The following is a 15,733-nucleotide window of genomic DNA, read 5'->3' as shown; positions in this document are numbered from 1 at the left end:
TCAAATTAGAAAGAAATTAATCTAAAATTAGAATTTGATTAGAAAAGAAGGAAGAAATTAAAATGAGATTAGAGAATCTTAAAGAACCTTTAAAAATGTTAAATTTTATACATCGGAATGTTAATTTGTACGGTCGTTCCTTGGTTCTGAATTGATTTTACATCAATCTCACCGCGATGCATTCGAATAATATTTCGCGTAAGCGGCAAACCAATTCCGTAGCCTTCATAATTTTTTGTGTTAGACGCTCTAAAAAATGGATCGTAAATAAATTTTAATTCAGATTCAGGAATTCCAATCCCCAAATCTTTAATTACAATAAAAACACTATTGTTCGATGCTCCCAAGGCAACATTTACTGTTTGATTGTCTGAATATTTACAACCATTACTAATTATGTTACTAAAAGCCAGGTGTAATAACTGTTCGTTCCCATTAACTTTTATCATGTCATAATTTTCAGGCAGAAGACTCATGTCTAAGTGAATTTTGTTTTTTTGATTAATTCGTTCTAATGTCTCTTTCACATCCATCAAAACTTGATCAATTCTTATTTTCTCAAATTTTTGAGTCTTTCCATTAAAGCCGGTTTGAGCTAAAAACAGTAAAGCCCTTGTTTTTCCCTCTAATTTTTCTGCTTCAACCAACATGATTTGAATGGCTTCTTTATAATCCTCATGACTTCTGTCCTTAGACAAAATCACATCGGCTTCTCCAATTATTGCTGTAAGTGGTGTTCGTAATTCATGCGAAGCATTACTAATAAAATTATTTTGTGTTTCAAATGAAGTTTCAATTCTGTCCAACATCGTGTTAAACGTCATTGCCAACTCATTCAACTCGTCATTTTTATTGGTTTCATCTAGTCTTAAATGCAAGTTTTCGGAACTAATTTGGTTTACCCTTTCTGTAATTTTTTGAAGTGGTTTAAATATATATTTCGAAAAGTAAAAGGAAGTTACAGCAGAAATTATAAAAGCAGCCAATATAGAAAAAAACAATGTTCTTTTTAAATAAGCTGAATGATGCAATTCATAATAATTTTCTGCCGACGCAACTACAATATACCGACCCTTTTTACTGTAATAGATTATTCCTTTATAAAAAGTATTGTTTTTGCGAAAGTCTGCTTTTCCATTTTTAATAACGCTTTCAAAAAATGAAAAAGGAAGTCCAAGTAATTTACTTTCGTCGTGATACGATTCCGCTTTGTCAAGTGGAAAAAAATAATCCTTTTCCTGAGGTAATCTTTCAAAAAATTGGTCTCTTAATTCTTTAATTTCTTTACTATTGGTGGTAGTATTATCATCTAGCTCGATTTTTCCGGCCGTAATGGCACGAAGTTCAAGAAGTCTAAAAAAATCATTGTGTGAATAATTCAAAAACGAATAATAAACAAACCCGCTAAAAAGCGATAATACAATTAGAAAAGGAATTAAAAAAAGTAAGGTTATTTTGGTTTGCGTTTTCATTAGTTTTCTTTCATTACATAGCCCATTCCGATAACAGTGTGAATTAATTTATTAGTAGAATTTGAGTCAATTTTTTTTCTAAGATAATTCACATATACATCAACTACATTGGTTCCCATGTCGAAATTGACACCCCAAACGGTATCTAAAATTTCTCCACGTGAAAGCACTTTGTTTAGGTTCTGCAAAAAGTTGAGCAGAAGTTTAAATTCAGTTGTTGTGAGTGAAATTGTTTCACCATTTCTGGTAACGGTTTTGCTAAAATCATTCAGTATTAAATCATCAATTTTATAAATATAATCCTCTTGAATTTCAGTTGGCGATTGATTAAAACTTTCTATTCTGCGAAGTAAGGTTTTTATTCGAGCCAAAAGTTCAATAAATTTGAAGGGTTTTACTAAATAATCGTCGGCACCGGATTCTAACCCTAAAACAATATTTTCGGAAGTTCCCAAGGCCGTTAAAAATAGGATCGGGATTTGTAAATTTGTTTTTCTAATTTCTCTACAAACTTCCAGACCATTCATTTCGGGTAGCATTATATCTAGAATAACAAGATCAAAAGAATTGTTTTGTTGTAACGACAACCCTGTTTTTCCATCTAAAGCGACAGAAACTTCATAACCTTCTTCGGTTAATCCTTTCTTGATAAACGATACAACGTGAACTTCGTCTTCTACTAATAAAATCTTTTTCATTTATTTTTTTTTGAACTGAAAAATTCAAGGGTTCAATTTACAAAAAATAAATTGGAGAAAAAATAAGGATTTTTTAATTGAAAATTTTGCCCGAAGAATGATCATTTTTCGCTCCGGTTACACTGCAAAGCACATTGATTTCGTTGCGTAATTTCAGCACACCAAGCAAACCAAAAATTAAGGCTTCTTTAAATTCTAATGTTTTGGTATTCGGGACAATAAGCTTCATTTTAGGCAAATAATTTTGCATTCTTTCCAATAAAAAAAGATGATAAGCTCCACCACCGGTAACCAAGATTTTACCTTCTTTTTTAGGTAAAGCTGAAGCAATTTGCATCGCGATATGTTCCACAAATGTGTGCAATTTGTCTTCAATTGAAATAGAGTAATTTTCAATTAATGGTAGAATTGTAGCATTAACAAACTCAATTCCGAGTGATTTGGGATATTTTTTTTGATAGAAATCTAGGTTATTCAATTCAATTAATAAATCCTGATTTACTTTTCCTGAACGAGCGATTTCACCTTTATCATCATAGTCCAAACCTAATTGATTGGCATAAAAATTTAAAACGGTATTCACGGGCGAAATGTCAAAGGCAATTCGATTTCCATTTTCTTCAAATGAAATATTCGAAAATCCGCCTACATTTAAACAATAGTCATATTCGGAAAATAATAATCGATCGCCAATCGGAACCAGCGGTGCACCTTGGCCACCCAATTCAACATCTTGCACTCGAAAATCACAAACCACTTTTTTACCAATAATTTTGGCAAGTTTAGGAAGATTTCCAATTTGTAAAGTAATGCCTTTTTGAGGTTGATGTAAGATTGTATGCCCGTGACTACAAACTGCGTCAATCGAATCAATTTTATATTTTTCGATGAAATTTTCGATGGTATTTCCTAAAAAAACGGTGTAATCTTCATTTAATTCAATCAAATCATTTTCAGAAAAATGAACTGCGGTTTTTAATTTGTTTAACCAATGATTTGGATAGGAAATCGTTACACATTCTATAATTTGATAAGACCATTGACTATCTTTTTCAGACAAATGAAGATAAGCCAAATCGATTCCGTCGAGCGAAGTTCCGCTCATGACACCAACAACTTGATAGGAATGTTTAAACATAGGCTAAATTTACGAAATCGTTTGAGATTTTGACTTAATTGTACTATTTTTGCCTTCAAATTTAAGAAACAATCAAACATTATTTTTATAACTATGGATTTTAATATAACCGAAGAGCATTTAATGATTCAGCAAGCTGCACGTGATTTTGCTCAACAAGAATTATTACCGGGTGTCATTGAGAGAGATGAACATTCAAAATTTCCGACCGAGCAAGTGAAAATGATGGCTGAATTAGGCTTTATGGGAATGATGGTTGATCCAAAATACGGTGGAGCCGGTTTAGACAGTATTTCCTATGTGTTGGCAATGACAGAAATTGCAAAAGTAGATGCTTCTGCCGCTGTAATTATGTCGGTAAACAATTCGTTGGTTTGTGCCGGAATGGAAAAATATTGCTCTGAAGAACAAAAAATGAAATATTTGGTTCCTTTAGCAAAAGGAGAAGTGATTGGTGCTTTTTGTTTGTCAGAACCGGAAGCGGGAAGTGACGCCACCTCTCAAAAAACCACTGCTATTGATAAAGGTGATCATTACCTTTTAAATGGAACAAAAAATTGGATAACCAATGGAGCAACAGCTTCAACTTATTTGGTAATTGCTCAAACCGATGTTGAAAAAGGTCACAAAGGAATTAATGCTTTTATTGTTGAAAAAGGTTGGGCAGGATTTGAAATTGGTACAAAAGAAAAGAAAATGGGCATCCGAGGAAGTGATACACATTCATTAATGTTTACTGATGTGAAAGTGCCAAAAGAGAACAGAATTGGTGCCGATGGTTTCGGATTTAGTTTTGCGATGAATGTGTTAAACGGCGGAAGAATCGGAATTGCATCACAAGCATTAGGAATTGCAACCGGAGCTTATGAATTGGCTTTGAAATATTCACACGAGCGAAAAGCATTTGGAAAAGAAATCTTTAAACACCAAGCCATCGCTTTTAAATTGGCTGATATGTATGTGAAAGTAACAGCTGCAAAATTATTAGTAATGAAAGCAGCTTGCGAAAAAGACGAAGGGAAAGACATCGCTCATTCGGGAGCAATGGCAAAATTATACGCTTCCGAAATTGCGTTGGAAGTAGCTAACGAAGCTGTTCAAATTCACGGAGGAAACGGTTATGTAGCCGAATATCACGTAGAAAGAATGATGAGGGATTCTAAAATTACGCAAATTTATGAAGGAACTTCAGAGATTCAACGCATTGTGATTTCGAGAGGATTGGTTTAAAAAGTAATAAATAAATTTAACCGCAAATTCGCAGATTTTAAAATAAAATTTGCGAATTTGCGGTTTATTATTTCAGATATTTTGAAAATTGTTAAATTAAGATAGGATTATGAAAAACATTATCATCACCGGAACTTCTCGCGGCATTGGCTATGAGCTTGCCTTACAATTCGCCAAAGCGGGCCATCAAGTTTTAGCTATTTCGCGAAAAACACCCAGAGAATTAATTGAAAATCCTAATATAACCTGTCTTTCTGTTGATTTGTCTGAGGAAACTGATTTATTCAAAATCACCGATTTTCTGTCTAATACATGGAAAAAAGTAGACATCATTATTCACAACGCCGGAAGTTTAGTTTCAAAACCTTTTTCACAATTATCGCAAGCTGATTTTGAAAATGTGTACAAAGTAAATGTCTTTGGTGTTGCCAATTTAACTCGCGTTTGCTTACCTTATTTACAAAAAGGAAGTCATGTTGTAACGATAAGTTCAATGGGCGGCGTTCAAGGAAGTTCTAAATTTGCAGGATTGGCGGCTTATTCATCGAGCAAAGGTGCCGTAATTACCTTGTCGGAATTGCTGGCTGAAGAATACAAAGAGCAAGGAGTTGCTTTCAATGTTTTGGCACTTGGAGCAGTAAATACCGAAATGTTGCAAGAAGCTTTTCCAGGTTATGAAGCACCACTCTCAGCCAAAGAAATGGCCGATTATATTTATGATTTTTCGTTAAACGGAAATAAATATTATAATGGGAAAGTATTGCAGGTAAGTTCATCGACACCGTAATTATATTTCAACAACTAAATGAGCGAAGTCCTCTTAAAATATCTTCCCGAACACGCAGTTGAATCGGTTTTTGAGTTAATCAAAACCAATTCTGTTCATTTGAAAATTGTGAACGAACGGGTGACTCGTCATGGCGATTATAGAAGACATCCGTCAGGAAAACATCAAATTACAGTGAATGCCAATTTGAATAAATACCGTTTTTTGATAACGCTAGTTCACGAAATTGCTCATTTAGCAGCTTTTGAAAAATACGGACGAATGATAAAACCGCACGGAAATGAATGGAAAATTACCTTTCAACGGTTGATGATTCCGTTTATTCGACCGGAGATTTTTCCGAATTCGGTGCTGCCTTTAGTGGCTAATCATTTTAGAAATCCAACCGCCAGCAGCGACACCGATGCACGATTGGCTTTTGCTTTAAAACAATTTGACGAACGAAAACCCGATATTCACTTTATCCATGAAGTGCCTTCCGGAAGTTTATTCAGAATTAAAAACGGAAAAGTTTTTCAGAAAAAAGGTTTACGAGTCAAACGTTATGAATGTTTGGAAGTAAAAACCGGAAAATTATATTTGTTTAATGCGAATGCTGAGGTGGAGATTATTCCGGGATAAAAATTGATTTTATTCGATAATTCAACACCTCACTAACGCTTCAACTTTACTATATTTGTAGCAATTAAAAATTCAGTAACTCAGAGTCTCAGCAACTCAGCAACTCATAAAATGAACAAAAATTACTACGCAATATTAATGGCCGGAGGAGTGGGCTCTCGTTTTTGGCCGGTTTCTACAACCGATTTTCCTAAGCAATTTCACGATATGTTGGGGTCAGGAGAGACGTTGATTCAAAAGACTTTCAGTCGTTTATCAAAATTAATTCCAACCGAAAACATTCTGATTTTAACCAATGAAAAATACAATGATTTGGTTCTAAAACAGTTGCCAATGGTGAAACAAGAGCAAGTATTGTTGGAACCTGCTATGCGAAACACAGCTCCTTGTATTTTGTATGCTTCACTAAAAATTCAAAAAATGAATCCCGATGCAGTGATGGTGGTAGCTCCAAGCGATCATTGGATTGAAGATGAAACCGCTTTTATCAGCAATTTACAACAATGTTTTGATTACTGTCAGAATGAAAATGCCTTATTGACATTAGGAATTCAGCCTACTTTTCCAAATACCGGTTTTGGATATATTGAGTTTGATAAAACAGATGTAAATCCCATTAAAAAAGTAAATCAATTTAGAGAAAAACCCGATTATGAACTGGCTAAATCGTTTTTAGAAAGTGGAAACTTCCTTTGGAATGGCGGAATTTTTATCTGGTCTGTGAAATCAATTACGGAAGCATTTTCAGCTTTTCAACCGCAAATGAATCAATTGTTTTTGGATGGATTTCAAAAATATAATACAGCAGCAGAAAAAGATTTTATCGCTCAAAACTATGGTGAAGCCGAAAACATTTCAATTGACTACGCCATTTTAGAAAAAGCTAAAAATGTATATGTTTTACCTGCCACTTTCGATTGGAATGATTTGGGAACATGGGGTTCTTTGCACGAGAAATTAGACAAAGATGAACAGAATAATGCCGTTATAAATGCAACAGTTGTTTTAGAAAATTCATCTAATAATATCATTAGAACAGAAGGTAAAAAGTTAGTCGTTATTGATGGTTTGAATGATTATATTGTTGTAGAGCAGGGAAGTATATTGTTGGTTTATCCAAAAAGTAAAGAACAAGATATCAAGAAGATTGTCAGTACATTAAAATACAACTAATTGTATGGAAAATACCCAACCCAACCCACCATTAAAAAGTTTATGGCAAAATTTTAAGTTTTTGCTAAAATCAACTTTAGATATTCGTGAAGACACGAACCACGAAGCAACGATTGAAGAGGTTAAAGTTGGAATTTCCATCAAAGGGCAAGGAGCGTGGGTCTTAATTTTTTCCATTCTGATTGCTTCTGCCGGTCTTAATACGAGTTCAACTGCAGTAGTGATTGGGGCGATGTTAATTTCTCCATTGATGGGGCCAATCGTTGGAATTGGACTTTCCTTGGGTATAAATGATGTTGACTTAATGCGAAAAGCCATCAAGAATTTTGGTATTATGGTGGTGTTGGCATTATTCACTTCTTTTTTGTTTTTTAGTATTCCGATTTTTCAAGACGAAACACCGGAATTAATCGCCAGAACTTATCCGGATGTTCGTGATGTAATTATTGCTTTTTCCGGCGGTTTGGCTTTGATTGTGGCACTCAGCAGAAGAAATAAACAAATAAATACTATAGCCGGTGTGGCGATTGCAACTGCCTTAATGCCACCACTTTGTACAGCTGGCTATGGTTTAGCTACGGGCAAATGGAGTTTTTTTGGCGGAGCATTATTCTTATTTACGATTAATACCATTTTTATTGCATTAGCGACTTTTATTATTGTAAAATCGCTTAAGTTTCCAATGAAGGAATATCTGAATTCGTCTAAACGAAAGCGAATTTCGCAATTACTTTATTTTATTGCATTTTTAATTTTAGCACCTAGTATTTACATGTTCTATGGTTTATATAAAAAATCTGATTTTGAACGAAAAGTGAATCTGATTCTAAGTGAGTTTAAAGAAAACAATGATGTGATTCTTTTAAATCAGCAAATTAGTTACAACGAAAAGACAGTCGCTTTTGCTACCGTTGGAAAATCGGTTACGATTTCATTAGTGAATAAATGGAAAGAAAAATTAAAAAAGCAAGGTTATGATGGAGTTGCTTTTGAAATTGCCCAAAGTGTCGAAAATCTTGAAACACAAACCATGTTAGAAAAACTGGAATCAACTTATTACACTTCTCAGCAAAACCTAAATAATAAAGAAGAAATTATAGTTCGGCAAGAAAAAGAACTTTTACTCTTGCAGAAGCAACTTTATTTAAGTGAAAAAAGCAAAGTTCCTTTTGATCAAATTGCAAATGAGATTAAAATAAATTACACAAATATTGATGAAATTGCTTTTTCAAAATTGATAAAAACAAATTTCACAACATTTGATACCATTCCAATTATTTATTTAAAATGGAATAAAGCGATAAACAGTAAGACAGTTTCTGCCGATGAAGAAAAAATTCAAAAGTGGTTGCGCCTCAAACTTCAAAATGAAAAACTAATTATTCAAAAATTAAATTAGCACCTATGTATTTTTTAGTCGGAATAGATTTTACTTTACCACTCAAAAATCCGGTATTGTTGTTTTCATTAATACTGTTCATTATTCTATTTGCTCCGATTTTATTAAACAAATTAAGAATTCCACACCTTATCGGATTAATTATTGCCGGAGCAATCATTGGACCAAATGGCTTTAATCTGATTGCTCGTGATATGAGTATCATTTTATTCGGAACTGTTGGTTTGCAGTATATTATGTTCTTAGCCGGTTTGGAAATCGATCTGGCTGAATTCAAGAAAAACAGCTCCAAAAGTTTAGTTTTTGGACTTCTCACATTTTCAATCCCAATGACAATTGGAACTTTGGTAGGTTTTTATGTTTTAGAATTTTCTATGCCAACCTCCGTTCTTCTTGCCAGTATGTTTGCCTCACATACGCTAATTGCATATCCAATCGTAAGTAAATTAGGCGTTGCCAAAAACAGAGCCGTTAATATTACAGTTGGTGGAACGATGATTACAGATACGCTTGCTCTTTTGGTGTTAGCCGTAATAGCAGGTATGCAAACTGGAGAAATTAACCAAGAGTTTTGGATTAGATTAGGTGTTTCTGTCATCGCTTTTGGATTGGTTGTCATGCTCATTTTTCCAATAATTGGAAGATGGTTTTTCAAGCGATTTGATGATAATATTTCTCAATATATTTTTGTATTAGCAATGGTTTTTTTGGGATGTACTTTGGCGGAATTAGCCGGAATTGAAGCCATTATCGGAGCATTCTTAGCCGGATTAGCATTAAATCGATTAATTCCGCACACATCGCCATTAATGAATCGAATTGAGTTTGTGGGCAATGCTCTTTTTATTCCTTTTTTTCTTATTGGTGTTGGAATGTTAATAGATTACAAAGCTTTTATTAAAGATTTGAATACCATCCAAGTAGCCGGAGTCATGACTGTTTGTGCTATTGTTGGAAAATATCTTCCTGCTTATATTACTCAGAAAATATATGGTTTTTCTGTAGATGAGCGAAGATTGATTTTCGGATTAAGCAATGCTCAAGCCGCAGCAACGCTAGCGGCCGTTTTAGTTGGATTTAATATAATTGTAGATTACAGAAGTGTAACCGAATACAATGAAATTCATCTAAAAAATAAAAAACTTACGACAGAAGATAATTCAGACTTACTGTTTCAAAATAGTAGGAAAGGTGATTTTCCAAGATTAGGTGATGAAGCGGTGATTTTAGGTTTTCCTGCTGATGGTACTTATAAATTAACCGACAAAACCGAAATGGTTTTCACGCAAGGTCGCTTAGCAGATATAAAAATGCCAAACCGATTACTGAATGAAAGTGTGCTTAATGGCACCATTTTAATGATTTTAATCACTTGTACTATCGCCTCTTTTGTGGCTCAAAAAGGAGCCTACAATATTGCTTTGATGGAAGATGATTCGGATGAACAAGAAGAAGGCAAGCCAACTGATGGCGATGAACGGATTCTTATTCCGATGAAAAATATTGATACTGTTGAGGAGTTGATTCAGTTTGCTATTACTATAAAATCAAAGAAAAATAAAACAGGTTTATTTGCTTTAAACGTGATTAATAATAATTCTTCATCTTTGTCAAAAGAATCAAAAGCAAAAAAAATTGTTGATAAGGCTGCCATTGTTGCGTCGGCTACGGATAATAGGCTAAACATGTTGATGCGTTATGATTTGAATATTTTAAACGGAATTACCAATGTGGTACGAGAACAAAAAATATCGGATATCATTTTAGGACAAACAGAAAGTTTAGGCTCAAGCGAAAGCATGTATGGTCCATTAACCGACGGTGTTTTGAATAAATGTAATACCACTACATTCATTTATAAATCAGTTCAACCCATTTCAACCATAAAGCGATATGTGGTGGTTATACCAGAACGTGCCGAACGTGAAATTGGGTTTCCGTTTTGGCTTTTAAAAATTTGGAATTTAGGCAAGAATACGGCATCAAAGATTGTATTTTATGGCAGTGAAACAACTATTAATTTTATAAAAGATATTCATGCTAAACACCCGGTAGATGCAGGTTTTAATGTTTTTTCAGATTGGGAAGATTTCTTGATTCTAGCAAGGAATATCGTAAAAGATGATGCGTTAGTGGTGGTGATGAGTAGGAAACCTAATTTGTCCTATAATCTAACTATGCAAAATATTCCAAGTTACATGAATAAATATTTTGATAAAAACAATGTTGTTTTGATTTATCCCTTACAGTTAGGAATAGTAGGAAGTTCTAAAATAGACTTAAAAAATCCAGGTGCTTTGGATACATTTACAGAAAATTTAGAACGACTTGACGATGTTAGAAAAATGATCAGTAAGTTGTTTAAGAAGAAATAATTACTATTTAATGGTCTCCTTTATTCTGTGCTTTTCTTATCTTTTTGAAGAGATTAGATGAATAGACGAAATCAACAATAGCTTCATTATCGGTTTTAAAGATTTCTTTTTTGGTGCCTTCCCACGCTAGAATTCCCTCTTTAAGAAAGATGATTTTTTCACCAATTTCCATGACAGAATTCATGTCATGCGTATTTACAACGGTTGTAATATTGTATTCTTCGGTGATTTCTTTAATCAGATTATCAATAACAATAGCTGTTTTTGGATCTAATCCGGAATTGGGCTCATCACAAAATAAGTATTTAGGATTGTTGACAATTGCTCTGGCAATGGCCACTCTTTTTTGCATTCCACCGGATATTTCGGAAGGTTTCTTTTTGTGAGCATCTACTAAATTTACTCTTTTTAAAACAAAATCAACACGCTCTTGAATTTCTTTAGGCGTTTGTTTCGTAAACATTTTTAGAGGAAACCCAACATTTTCTTCAACAGTCATACTGTCAAACAACGCACTGCCTTGAAAAACCATTCCTATCTCGGTTCGTAGAGCTCTTTTTTCATCTGCGGATAATTCAGAATATATTCTGCCGTCAAAAGAAATTGTACCTACTTCCGGGGTATGAATTCCTAATAGCGATTTTAATAAAACGGTTTTACCGGAACCACTTTGTCCAATAATTAAATTGGTTTTGCCAGTTTCAAAAACACAGGAAATTCCTTTTAAAACTTTGGTGTCGCCAAATGACTTTTCGATGTTTTTAATTTCTATCATTTGCTTAACAATAATTGTGTTAAAATATAATTTGACAATATAATGGCCACAGAAGACCAAACAAATGATACGGTACTTGCTTTCCCAACTTCCAAAGCTCCGCCTTTCATATAATAGCCATGGTAGGAGGGAATGGTTGCTAAAATAATCGCAAAAACCATCGTTTTAATAAATGCATATACAATATGAAAAGGGATAAAATCAGTTTGTAATCCCATGATAAACTCATCGCTAGAAGTAAAACCTCCGTAGACTCCTGCCATCCAGCCACCTAAAATTCCTAAAAACATACTGATTCCGATCACAAAAGGATAGAGTAAAAGGGCTATTATTTTTGGGAACACGAGGTAATTAAGTGAGTTCACACCCATTACTTCCAGTGCATCAATTTGTTCGGTAACTCGCATGGTTCCGATACTTGACGTGATGAAAGAACCCATTTTTCCTGCCATGATAATGGAAATAAAGGTAGGAGCAAATTCCAAAATCACCGATTGTCTGGTTGCAAAACCGATGAGGTATTTAGGGATAAGCGGATTCGTTAAATTCAATGCCGTTTGAATGGCTACAACGCCGCCAACAAAAAAGGAGATAAAAGCAACAATTCCCAAAGAGCCAATAATTAAATCATCGATTTCTTTAAAGATTAACGTCTTCATTGCACTCCATTTGAGCGGTTTGTTGAAGACTTCCTTGATCATCAGGAAATATTTTCCTATGTGGGTAAGCATTTTTAACATAAAGCAAAAATAGGAAAAAGTTTCGGTTTTAAGATTTAGATTTTATGTTTTATAAAATCAGTATCATAAATGATAGCGTCACAGCTAGAAAATTTTCCTCTTCATTTTCTCCCAACGATAATTCCGAATGAATTTAGCTTGTTCGGGCGTAACCAAAAGCGGTTTTTTGGCCGATTTTGCTTTCCAAAATCCGTGTAAATAATCGAAAAACAAGAAAGGTTTTTTTTTGAGCCAAGCTAATTTTAAGGAAGCAATTGCGGTAATCCAAAAGCCATAACCCAAACTGTAAAACGCTTCGCCTTGTTTGAATCGTGCGGCTTGGTTATAATTGGCTCCAGTAGGTTTGAGGTGTTTGACTTTTAATGATGCATCGGTAACGACTTTCCAATTGTAAAATTTACATAAAAGTTCGTCCACCGTGTCCCAGCCCATGGCTGGTTTTAAGCCACCAATTTGTTGGAATGTTTCTTTTCGGTAGGCTTTAAAAGCTCCGCGAATGTGATCTTTATCAGTTAAATTTTCTAAAATCCATTGGTTGTTTTTTTCGATGTACGCAAATCCGCCAACCATTCCTATTGTGGAATCCGATTGAAAATGATTGCTAATTGTTTCAAAATAAGTGGATGGAAAAATCAAATCGGCATCGGCTTTAACAATAAAATCATAGTTTTCATCCAACGTTTCTAGTCCTTTATTGAACGCTTGAATGACTTTACTTCCGGGAAGATGAATCGCTTCTGAGGTTTTGTTCACTAAAGTAATAAATGAATATTTTTCAACGAAGGGTTGAATGATTTCTTGGGTTTTATCCGTAGAACCATCATTCACCACCACCACTTTGGAAGGTAAAACCGTTTGTTCCACGAGCGACTGTAAAGTGAGTGCAATAAATTTTTCTTCGTTGTAGGTGGGTATGATGAGGTAATAGTTCATTTTGAAAGCTACAATTTTTGAGATTGAATTTTGAAATTCTTATTGGCGAACTGCGTAAACCAAATAATACCGATTCGTAAAATACCTTAAAATTGGACGAAACCCTATTTTGTTTGTAGGATGTGTAAACTTAATACGATCGATAATTTTGAAGCCGGTTTTTTCTAAAAGCCAATCCAATTGCCAATCTTCAAACTCGTGGTAATGGCGGTCCCAATGATCAGTTTTGCTTTTGTAAGCCGTTGAAAACCAAAGACGTAAAGGGATTGAAATAAGTATTTTATCCGATTTTATATGTTGTAATACCGTAAATGGATTGAGTAAATGTTCGAAAATTTCAAAAGCAGTTACCACCGTATATTCTTCATTTGATAAAGTTGATTGGTCAAAGTCCAAGTCTTCACCTTTGGTGTTTTTTACTTGGTAACCCTTTTCAGTCATGATTTTTGAAAACGGATTTTCGACGCCTAAATCCAGAATGGTTTCTGATTTTGGAATGTGTTTTTCAAGAAATTCTTGTGTGATTTTGAATCGTTTATTGGGAAATGTCTTTTCGTACATAATTTATCTTTCGTGAAACAAATGTACTAAAATTATTGATGTTGGCACATGATAGCCCTGATTGTAGTGAAAAGCCCGGAGCTCAAAAAATGTGTTTTTTTTGTGCTAGGCAAAGCGACAATAGGAGCTCTTGGAAACCACTTAAAAAAACCATTTTTTGAGCGAGGACTTGTAACGAAAAGCAGGATTAGCTCCTGATTTTACATTTGATACACAATCGCATTGATGTTCATTCCCGCACCAACAGAGGCAAACATAATCACATCTCCTTTGTTTAATACTTGATTTTCAACCTTCCCTTTTAAAATTGAATCATATAACGTTGGGATGGTAGCTACGCTTGAATTACCCAATTTGTGAATACTCATGGGCATAATTCCTTCGGGCATTTTTTGATTATAAAGTTTATAAAATCGTTGCACGATGGCTTCATCCATTTTTTCATTCGCTTGGTGGATCAATATTTTTTTAAGTTGATTTAGCTGTACACCACTATTTTCAAGACATTCTTTCATAGCATTTGGAACATTGCTTAATGCGAATTCATAAATTTTTCTGCCGTACATTTTAATGTATCGAATATCCGGATTGAGCTCTGTGTTGAACGATTTTCCAAAAAATAAATAATTGGCTTCTTCATATGAAAAAGTTGCTGATTCGTGAGCCAATATTCCGCCTTCTTCAGTAGTAGATTCAATAATTGTTGCACCCGCACCATCAGAATAAATCATTGAATCTCTGTCATGTGGATCAACAACTCTGGATAAAGTTTCTGCTCCGATAACCAAACATTTTTTTGCCATTCCAGCTTTTATGAACGCTGTTGCTTGAATTACACCCTCTACCCAGCCAGGACAACCAAATAGCATGTCATATGCTACACATTTTGGATTTTTAATGCGTAAATTATGCTTCACTTTAGACGCCAAACTAGGCAACATATCACCTTGGATTGCACCTTTTTTAACATCGCCAAAATTGTGTGCAAAAATGATATAATCCAATGTTTCAGGATCAATTTTGGCATCTTCAATTGCTTTGTTAGCAGCAATTGTAGCAATGTCAGACGTGTTTAAATCATCGGTAACATAACGTCTTTCGTCGATTCCGGTAATAACTTTAAATTTTTCTGCTATTATTTCATTAGACTGCGGAAAAAGTGTTCCGTCGTCATTTAAAAAAACATGGTTGGCAAAATCAGTATTTGTAATCGCTTCGGTTGGAATGTAGGTTCCTGACCCGGTTATCTTAATATTCATGATAGGAATAAATTATAGCACTAAATTATCAATTTAAATCTTTATAAATTAATAATTATTTAACAAAGTGATTTTAATTACGAATATATCAAAAAAAGAGTATAAAATTTATTGTACTCTCAATTTTTAGTTTTATTCTGTTCGATTTTAATCTGCATAACCGTTGCGATACTTAACGCTTGGGTTTTAATTTGTTCCGATTTTGTACCTTGAAAGTTTTCATCTACAGCATCGTTAAAATGATTCAGCCAAATTTTAAATAATTCAGGTGATAAATATTCTTTTTCATTTACATCTAAATGTATTTGAGTCAGATTTTTAGAATAGCCACCCGTTCCTAAAATGCCTTGTGACCAAAAAGTGACCAAAATAGGCAAGTGTTCTTCCAATTTTATTTTCACCACATCAGTAAAAATATAACTGATGGAATCATCTGCTAATAACTTTTTGTAGAATACGTCAACTAAAAGATAGAGGTCGTTTTGGGTCTGAATATCATTCATTTTTTTAGGAAAAGATTATTAGTAAAAGTAAAAAAAGTTTAAAGAAGTAATGGAACAACTTTAAACTTT

Annotated in this window: 15 protein-coding genes; 6 read left to right on the top strand and 9 right to left on the bottom strand. The window is 33.9% G+C overall.

Annotated features, from left to right (window positions below; translation table 11 throughout):
• Positions 1–98 precede the first annotated feature (98 nt).
• The 3 genes from B0I10_RS12135 to B0I10_RS12125 form a co-directional block, all read right to left on the bottom strand.
• A complete protein-coding gene (locus B0I10_RS12135) occupies positions 99–1,472 on the bottom strand; it encodes a sensor histidine kinase (protein WP_112086776.1) in 1,374 nt (457 codons plus the stop codon).
• A complete protein-coding gene (locus B0I10_RS12130) occupies positions 1,472–2,170 on the bottom strand; it encodes a response regulator transcription factor (protein ID WP_112086775.1) in 699 nt (232 codons plus the stop codon). The genes B0I10_RS12135 and B0I10_RS12130 overlap by 1 nt, the downstream gene beginning before the upstream one ends.
• A 73-nt stretch (positions 2,171–2,243) precedes the next feature.
• Positions 2,244–3,308, bottom strand: a complete 1,065-nt coding sequence (locus B0I10_RS12125) for an anhydro-N-acetylmuramic acid kinase (RefSeq protein WP_112086774.1) — start codon at positions 3,306–3,308, stop codon at positions 2,244–2,246.
• A gap of 93 nt (positions 3,309–3,401) precedes the next feature.
• Between B0I10_RS12125 and B0I10_RS12120 the strand changes: the two genes are divergently transcribed.
• From B0I10_RS12120 to B0I10_RS15755, 6 genes are all read left to right on the top strand, one after another.
• Positions 3,402–4,538, top strand: coding sequence for an acyl-CoA dehydrogenase family protein (locus B0I10_RS12120; RefSeq protein ID WP_112086773.1), 1,137 nt, complete (start codon positions 3,402–3,404; stop codon positions 4,536–4,538).
• 109 nt (positions 4,539–4,647) lie between these two features.
• The gene (locus B0I10_RS12115; protein WP_112086772.1) at positions 4,648–5,325 is read left to right on the top strand and encodes an SDR family NAD(P)-dependent oxidoreductase; all 678 of its coding nucleotides are present in this window, start codon (positions 4,648–4,650) and stop codon (positions 5,323–5,325) included.
• A gap of 18 nt (positions 5,326–5,343) precedes the next feature.
• Positions 5,344–5,946 carry a SprT-like domain-containing protein gene (locus tag B0I10_RS12110; protein WP_112086771.1) on the top strand — a complete coding sequence of 201 codons (603 nt, stop codon included), beginning with the start codon at positions 5,344–5,346 and terminating at the stop codon, positions 5,944–5,946.
• Between the two features lie 111 nt (positions 5,947–6,057).
• On the top strand, positions 6,058–7,119 hold the full coding sequence (locus B0I10_RS12105; RefSeq protein WP_112086770.1) for a mannose-1-phosphate guanylyltransferase: 1,062 nt from the start codon (positions 6,058–6,060) through the stop codon (positions 7,117–7,119).
• A 4-nt stretch (positions 7,120–7,123) separates the two neighbouring features.
• Positions 7,124–8,518, top strand: coding sequence for a DUF389 domain-containing protein (locus B0I10_RS12100; RefSeq protein WP_112086769.1), 1,395 nt, complete (start codon positions 7,124–7,126; stop codon positions 8,516–8,518).
• 5 nt (positions 8,519–8,523) lie between these two features.
• The gene (locus B0I10_RS15755) at positions 8,524–10,893 is read left to right on the top strand and encodes a cation:proton antiporter (RefSeq protein WP_220086208.1); all 2,370 of its coding nucleotides are present in this window, start codon (positions 8,524–8,526) and stop codon (positions 10,891–10,893) included.
• A gap of 7 nt (positions 10,894–10,900) precedes the next feature.
• Here B0I10_RS15755 and B0I10_RS12090 read toward each other — a convergent pair whose 3' ends face one another.
• From B0I10_RS12090 to B0I10_RS12065, 6 genes are all read right to left on the bottom strand, one after another.
• On the bottom strand, positions 10,901–11,668 hold the full coding sequence (locus B0I10_RS12090) for an ABC transporter ATP-binding protein (protein WP_112086768.1): 768 nt from the start codon (positions 11,666–11,668) through the stop codon (positions 10,901–10,903).
• A complete protein-coding gene (locus B0I10_RS12085; RefSeq protein WP_112086767.1) occupies positions 11,665–12,408 on the bottom strand; it encodes an MlaE family ABC transporter permease in 744 nt (247 codons plus the stop codon). Before B0I10_RS12085 ends, B0I10_RS12090 begins: the two co-directional genes overlap by 4 nt.
• 84 nt (positions 12,409–12,492) lie before the next feature.
• A complete protein-coding gene (locus B0I10_RS12080; RefSeq protein ID WP_112086766.1) occupies positions 12,493–13,341 on the bottom strand; it encodes a glycosyltransferase family 2 protein in 849 nt (282 codons plus the stop codon).
• A 39-nt stretch (positions 13,342–13,380) separates the two neighbouring features.
• Entirely contained in the window at positions 13,381–13,902 is a 522-nt protein-coding gene (locus B0I10_RS12075; RefSeq protein ID WP_112086765.1) for a methyltransferase domain-containing protein, read from the bottom strand.
• Between the two features lie 200 nt (positions 13,903–14,102).
• Positions 14,103–15,161, bottom strand: a complete 1,059-nt coding sequence (locus B0I10_RS12070; protein WP_112086764.1) for a 3-oxoacyl-ACP synthase III family protein — start codon at positions 15,159–15,161, stop codon at positions 14,103–14,105.
• A gap of 119 nt (positions 15,162–15,280) precedes the next feature.
• Entirely contained in the window at positions 15,281–15,664 is a 384-nt protein-coding gene (locus B0I10_RS12065) for a group III truncated hemoglobin (protein WP_112086763.1), read from the bottom strand.
• Between the last annotated feature and the right edge of the window lie 69 nt (positions 15,665–15,733).

Origin of the sequence: Flavobacterium lacus (assembly GCF_003268815.1) — a bacterium.
In the GTDB taxonomy this organism is placed as follows: Bacteria; Bacteroidota; Bacteroidia; order Flavobacteriales; family Flavobacteriaceae; genus Flavobacterium; species Flavobacterium lacus.
Note: the sequence above shows the minus strand (reverse complement) of the source record. Positions and strands in the feature narration are given on the sequence as shown.

Coding starts and splice junctions, on each gene's coding strand:
- B0I10_RS12135 (WP_112086776.1), bottom strand. CDS start 1,472: ATGAAAACGCAAACCAAAATAACCTTACTTTTTTTAATTCCTTTTCTA.
- B0I10_RS12130 (WP_112086775.1), bottom strand. CDS start 2,170: ATGAAAAAGATTTTATTAGTAGAAGACGAAGTTCACGTTGTATCGTTT.
- B0I10_RS12125 (WP_112086774.1), bottom strand. CDS start 3,308: ATGTTTAAACATTCCTATCAAGTTGTTGGTGTCATGAGCGGAACTTCG.
- B0I10_RS12120 (WP_112086773.1), top strand. CDS start 3,402: ATGGATTTTAATATAACCGAAGAGCATTTAATGATTCAGCAAGCTGCA.
- B0I10_RS12115 (WP_112086772.1), top strand. CDS start 4,648: ATGAAAAACATTATCATCACCGGAACTTCTCGCGGCATTGGCTATGAG.
- B0I10_RS12110 (WP_112086771.1), top strand. CDS start 5,344: ATGAGCGAAGTCCTCTTAAAATATCTTCCCGAACACGCAGTTGAATCG.
- B0I10_RS12105 (WP_112086770.1), top strand. CDS start 6,058: ATGAACAAAAATTACTACGCAATATTAATGGCCGGAGGAGTGGGCTCT.
- B0I10_RS12100 (WP_112086769.1), top strand. CDS start 7,124: ATGGAAAATACCCAACCCAACCCACCATTAAAAAGTTTATGGCAAAAT.
- B0I10_RS15755 (WP_220086208.1), top strand. CDS start 8,524: ATGTATTTTTTAGTCGGAATAGATTTTACTTTACCACTCAAAAATCCG.
- B0I10_RS12090 (WP_112086768.1), bottom strand. CDS start 11,668: ATGATAGAAATTAAAAACATCGAAAAGTCATTTGGCGACACCAAAGTT.
- B0I10_RS12085 (WP_112086767.1), bottom strand. CDS start 12,408: ATGTTAAAAATGCTTACCCACATAGGAAAATATTTCCTGATGATCAAG.
- B0I10_RS12080 (WP_112086766.1), bottom strand. CDS start 13,341: ATGAACTATTACCTCATCATACCCACCTACAACGAAGAAAAATTTATT.
- B0I10_RS12075 (WP_112086765.1), bottom strand. CDS start 13,902: ATGTACGAAAAGACATTTCCCAATAAACGATTCAAAATCACACAAGAA.
- B0I10_RS12070 (WP_112086764.1), bottom strand. CDS start 15,161: ATGAATATTAAGATAACCGGGTCAGGAACCTACATTCCAACCGAAGCG.
- B0I10_RS12065 (WP_112086763.1), bottom strand. CDS start 15,664: ATGAATGATATTCAGACCCAAAACGACCTCTATCTTTTAGTTGACGTA.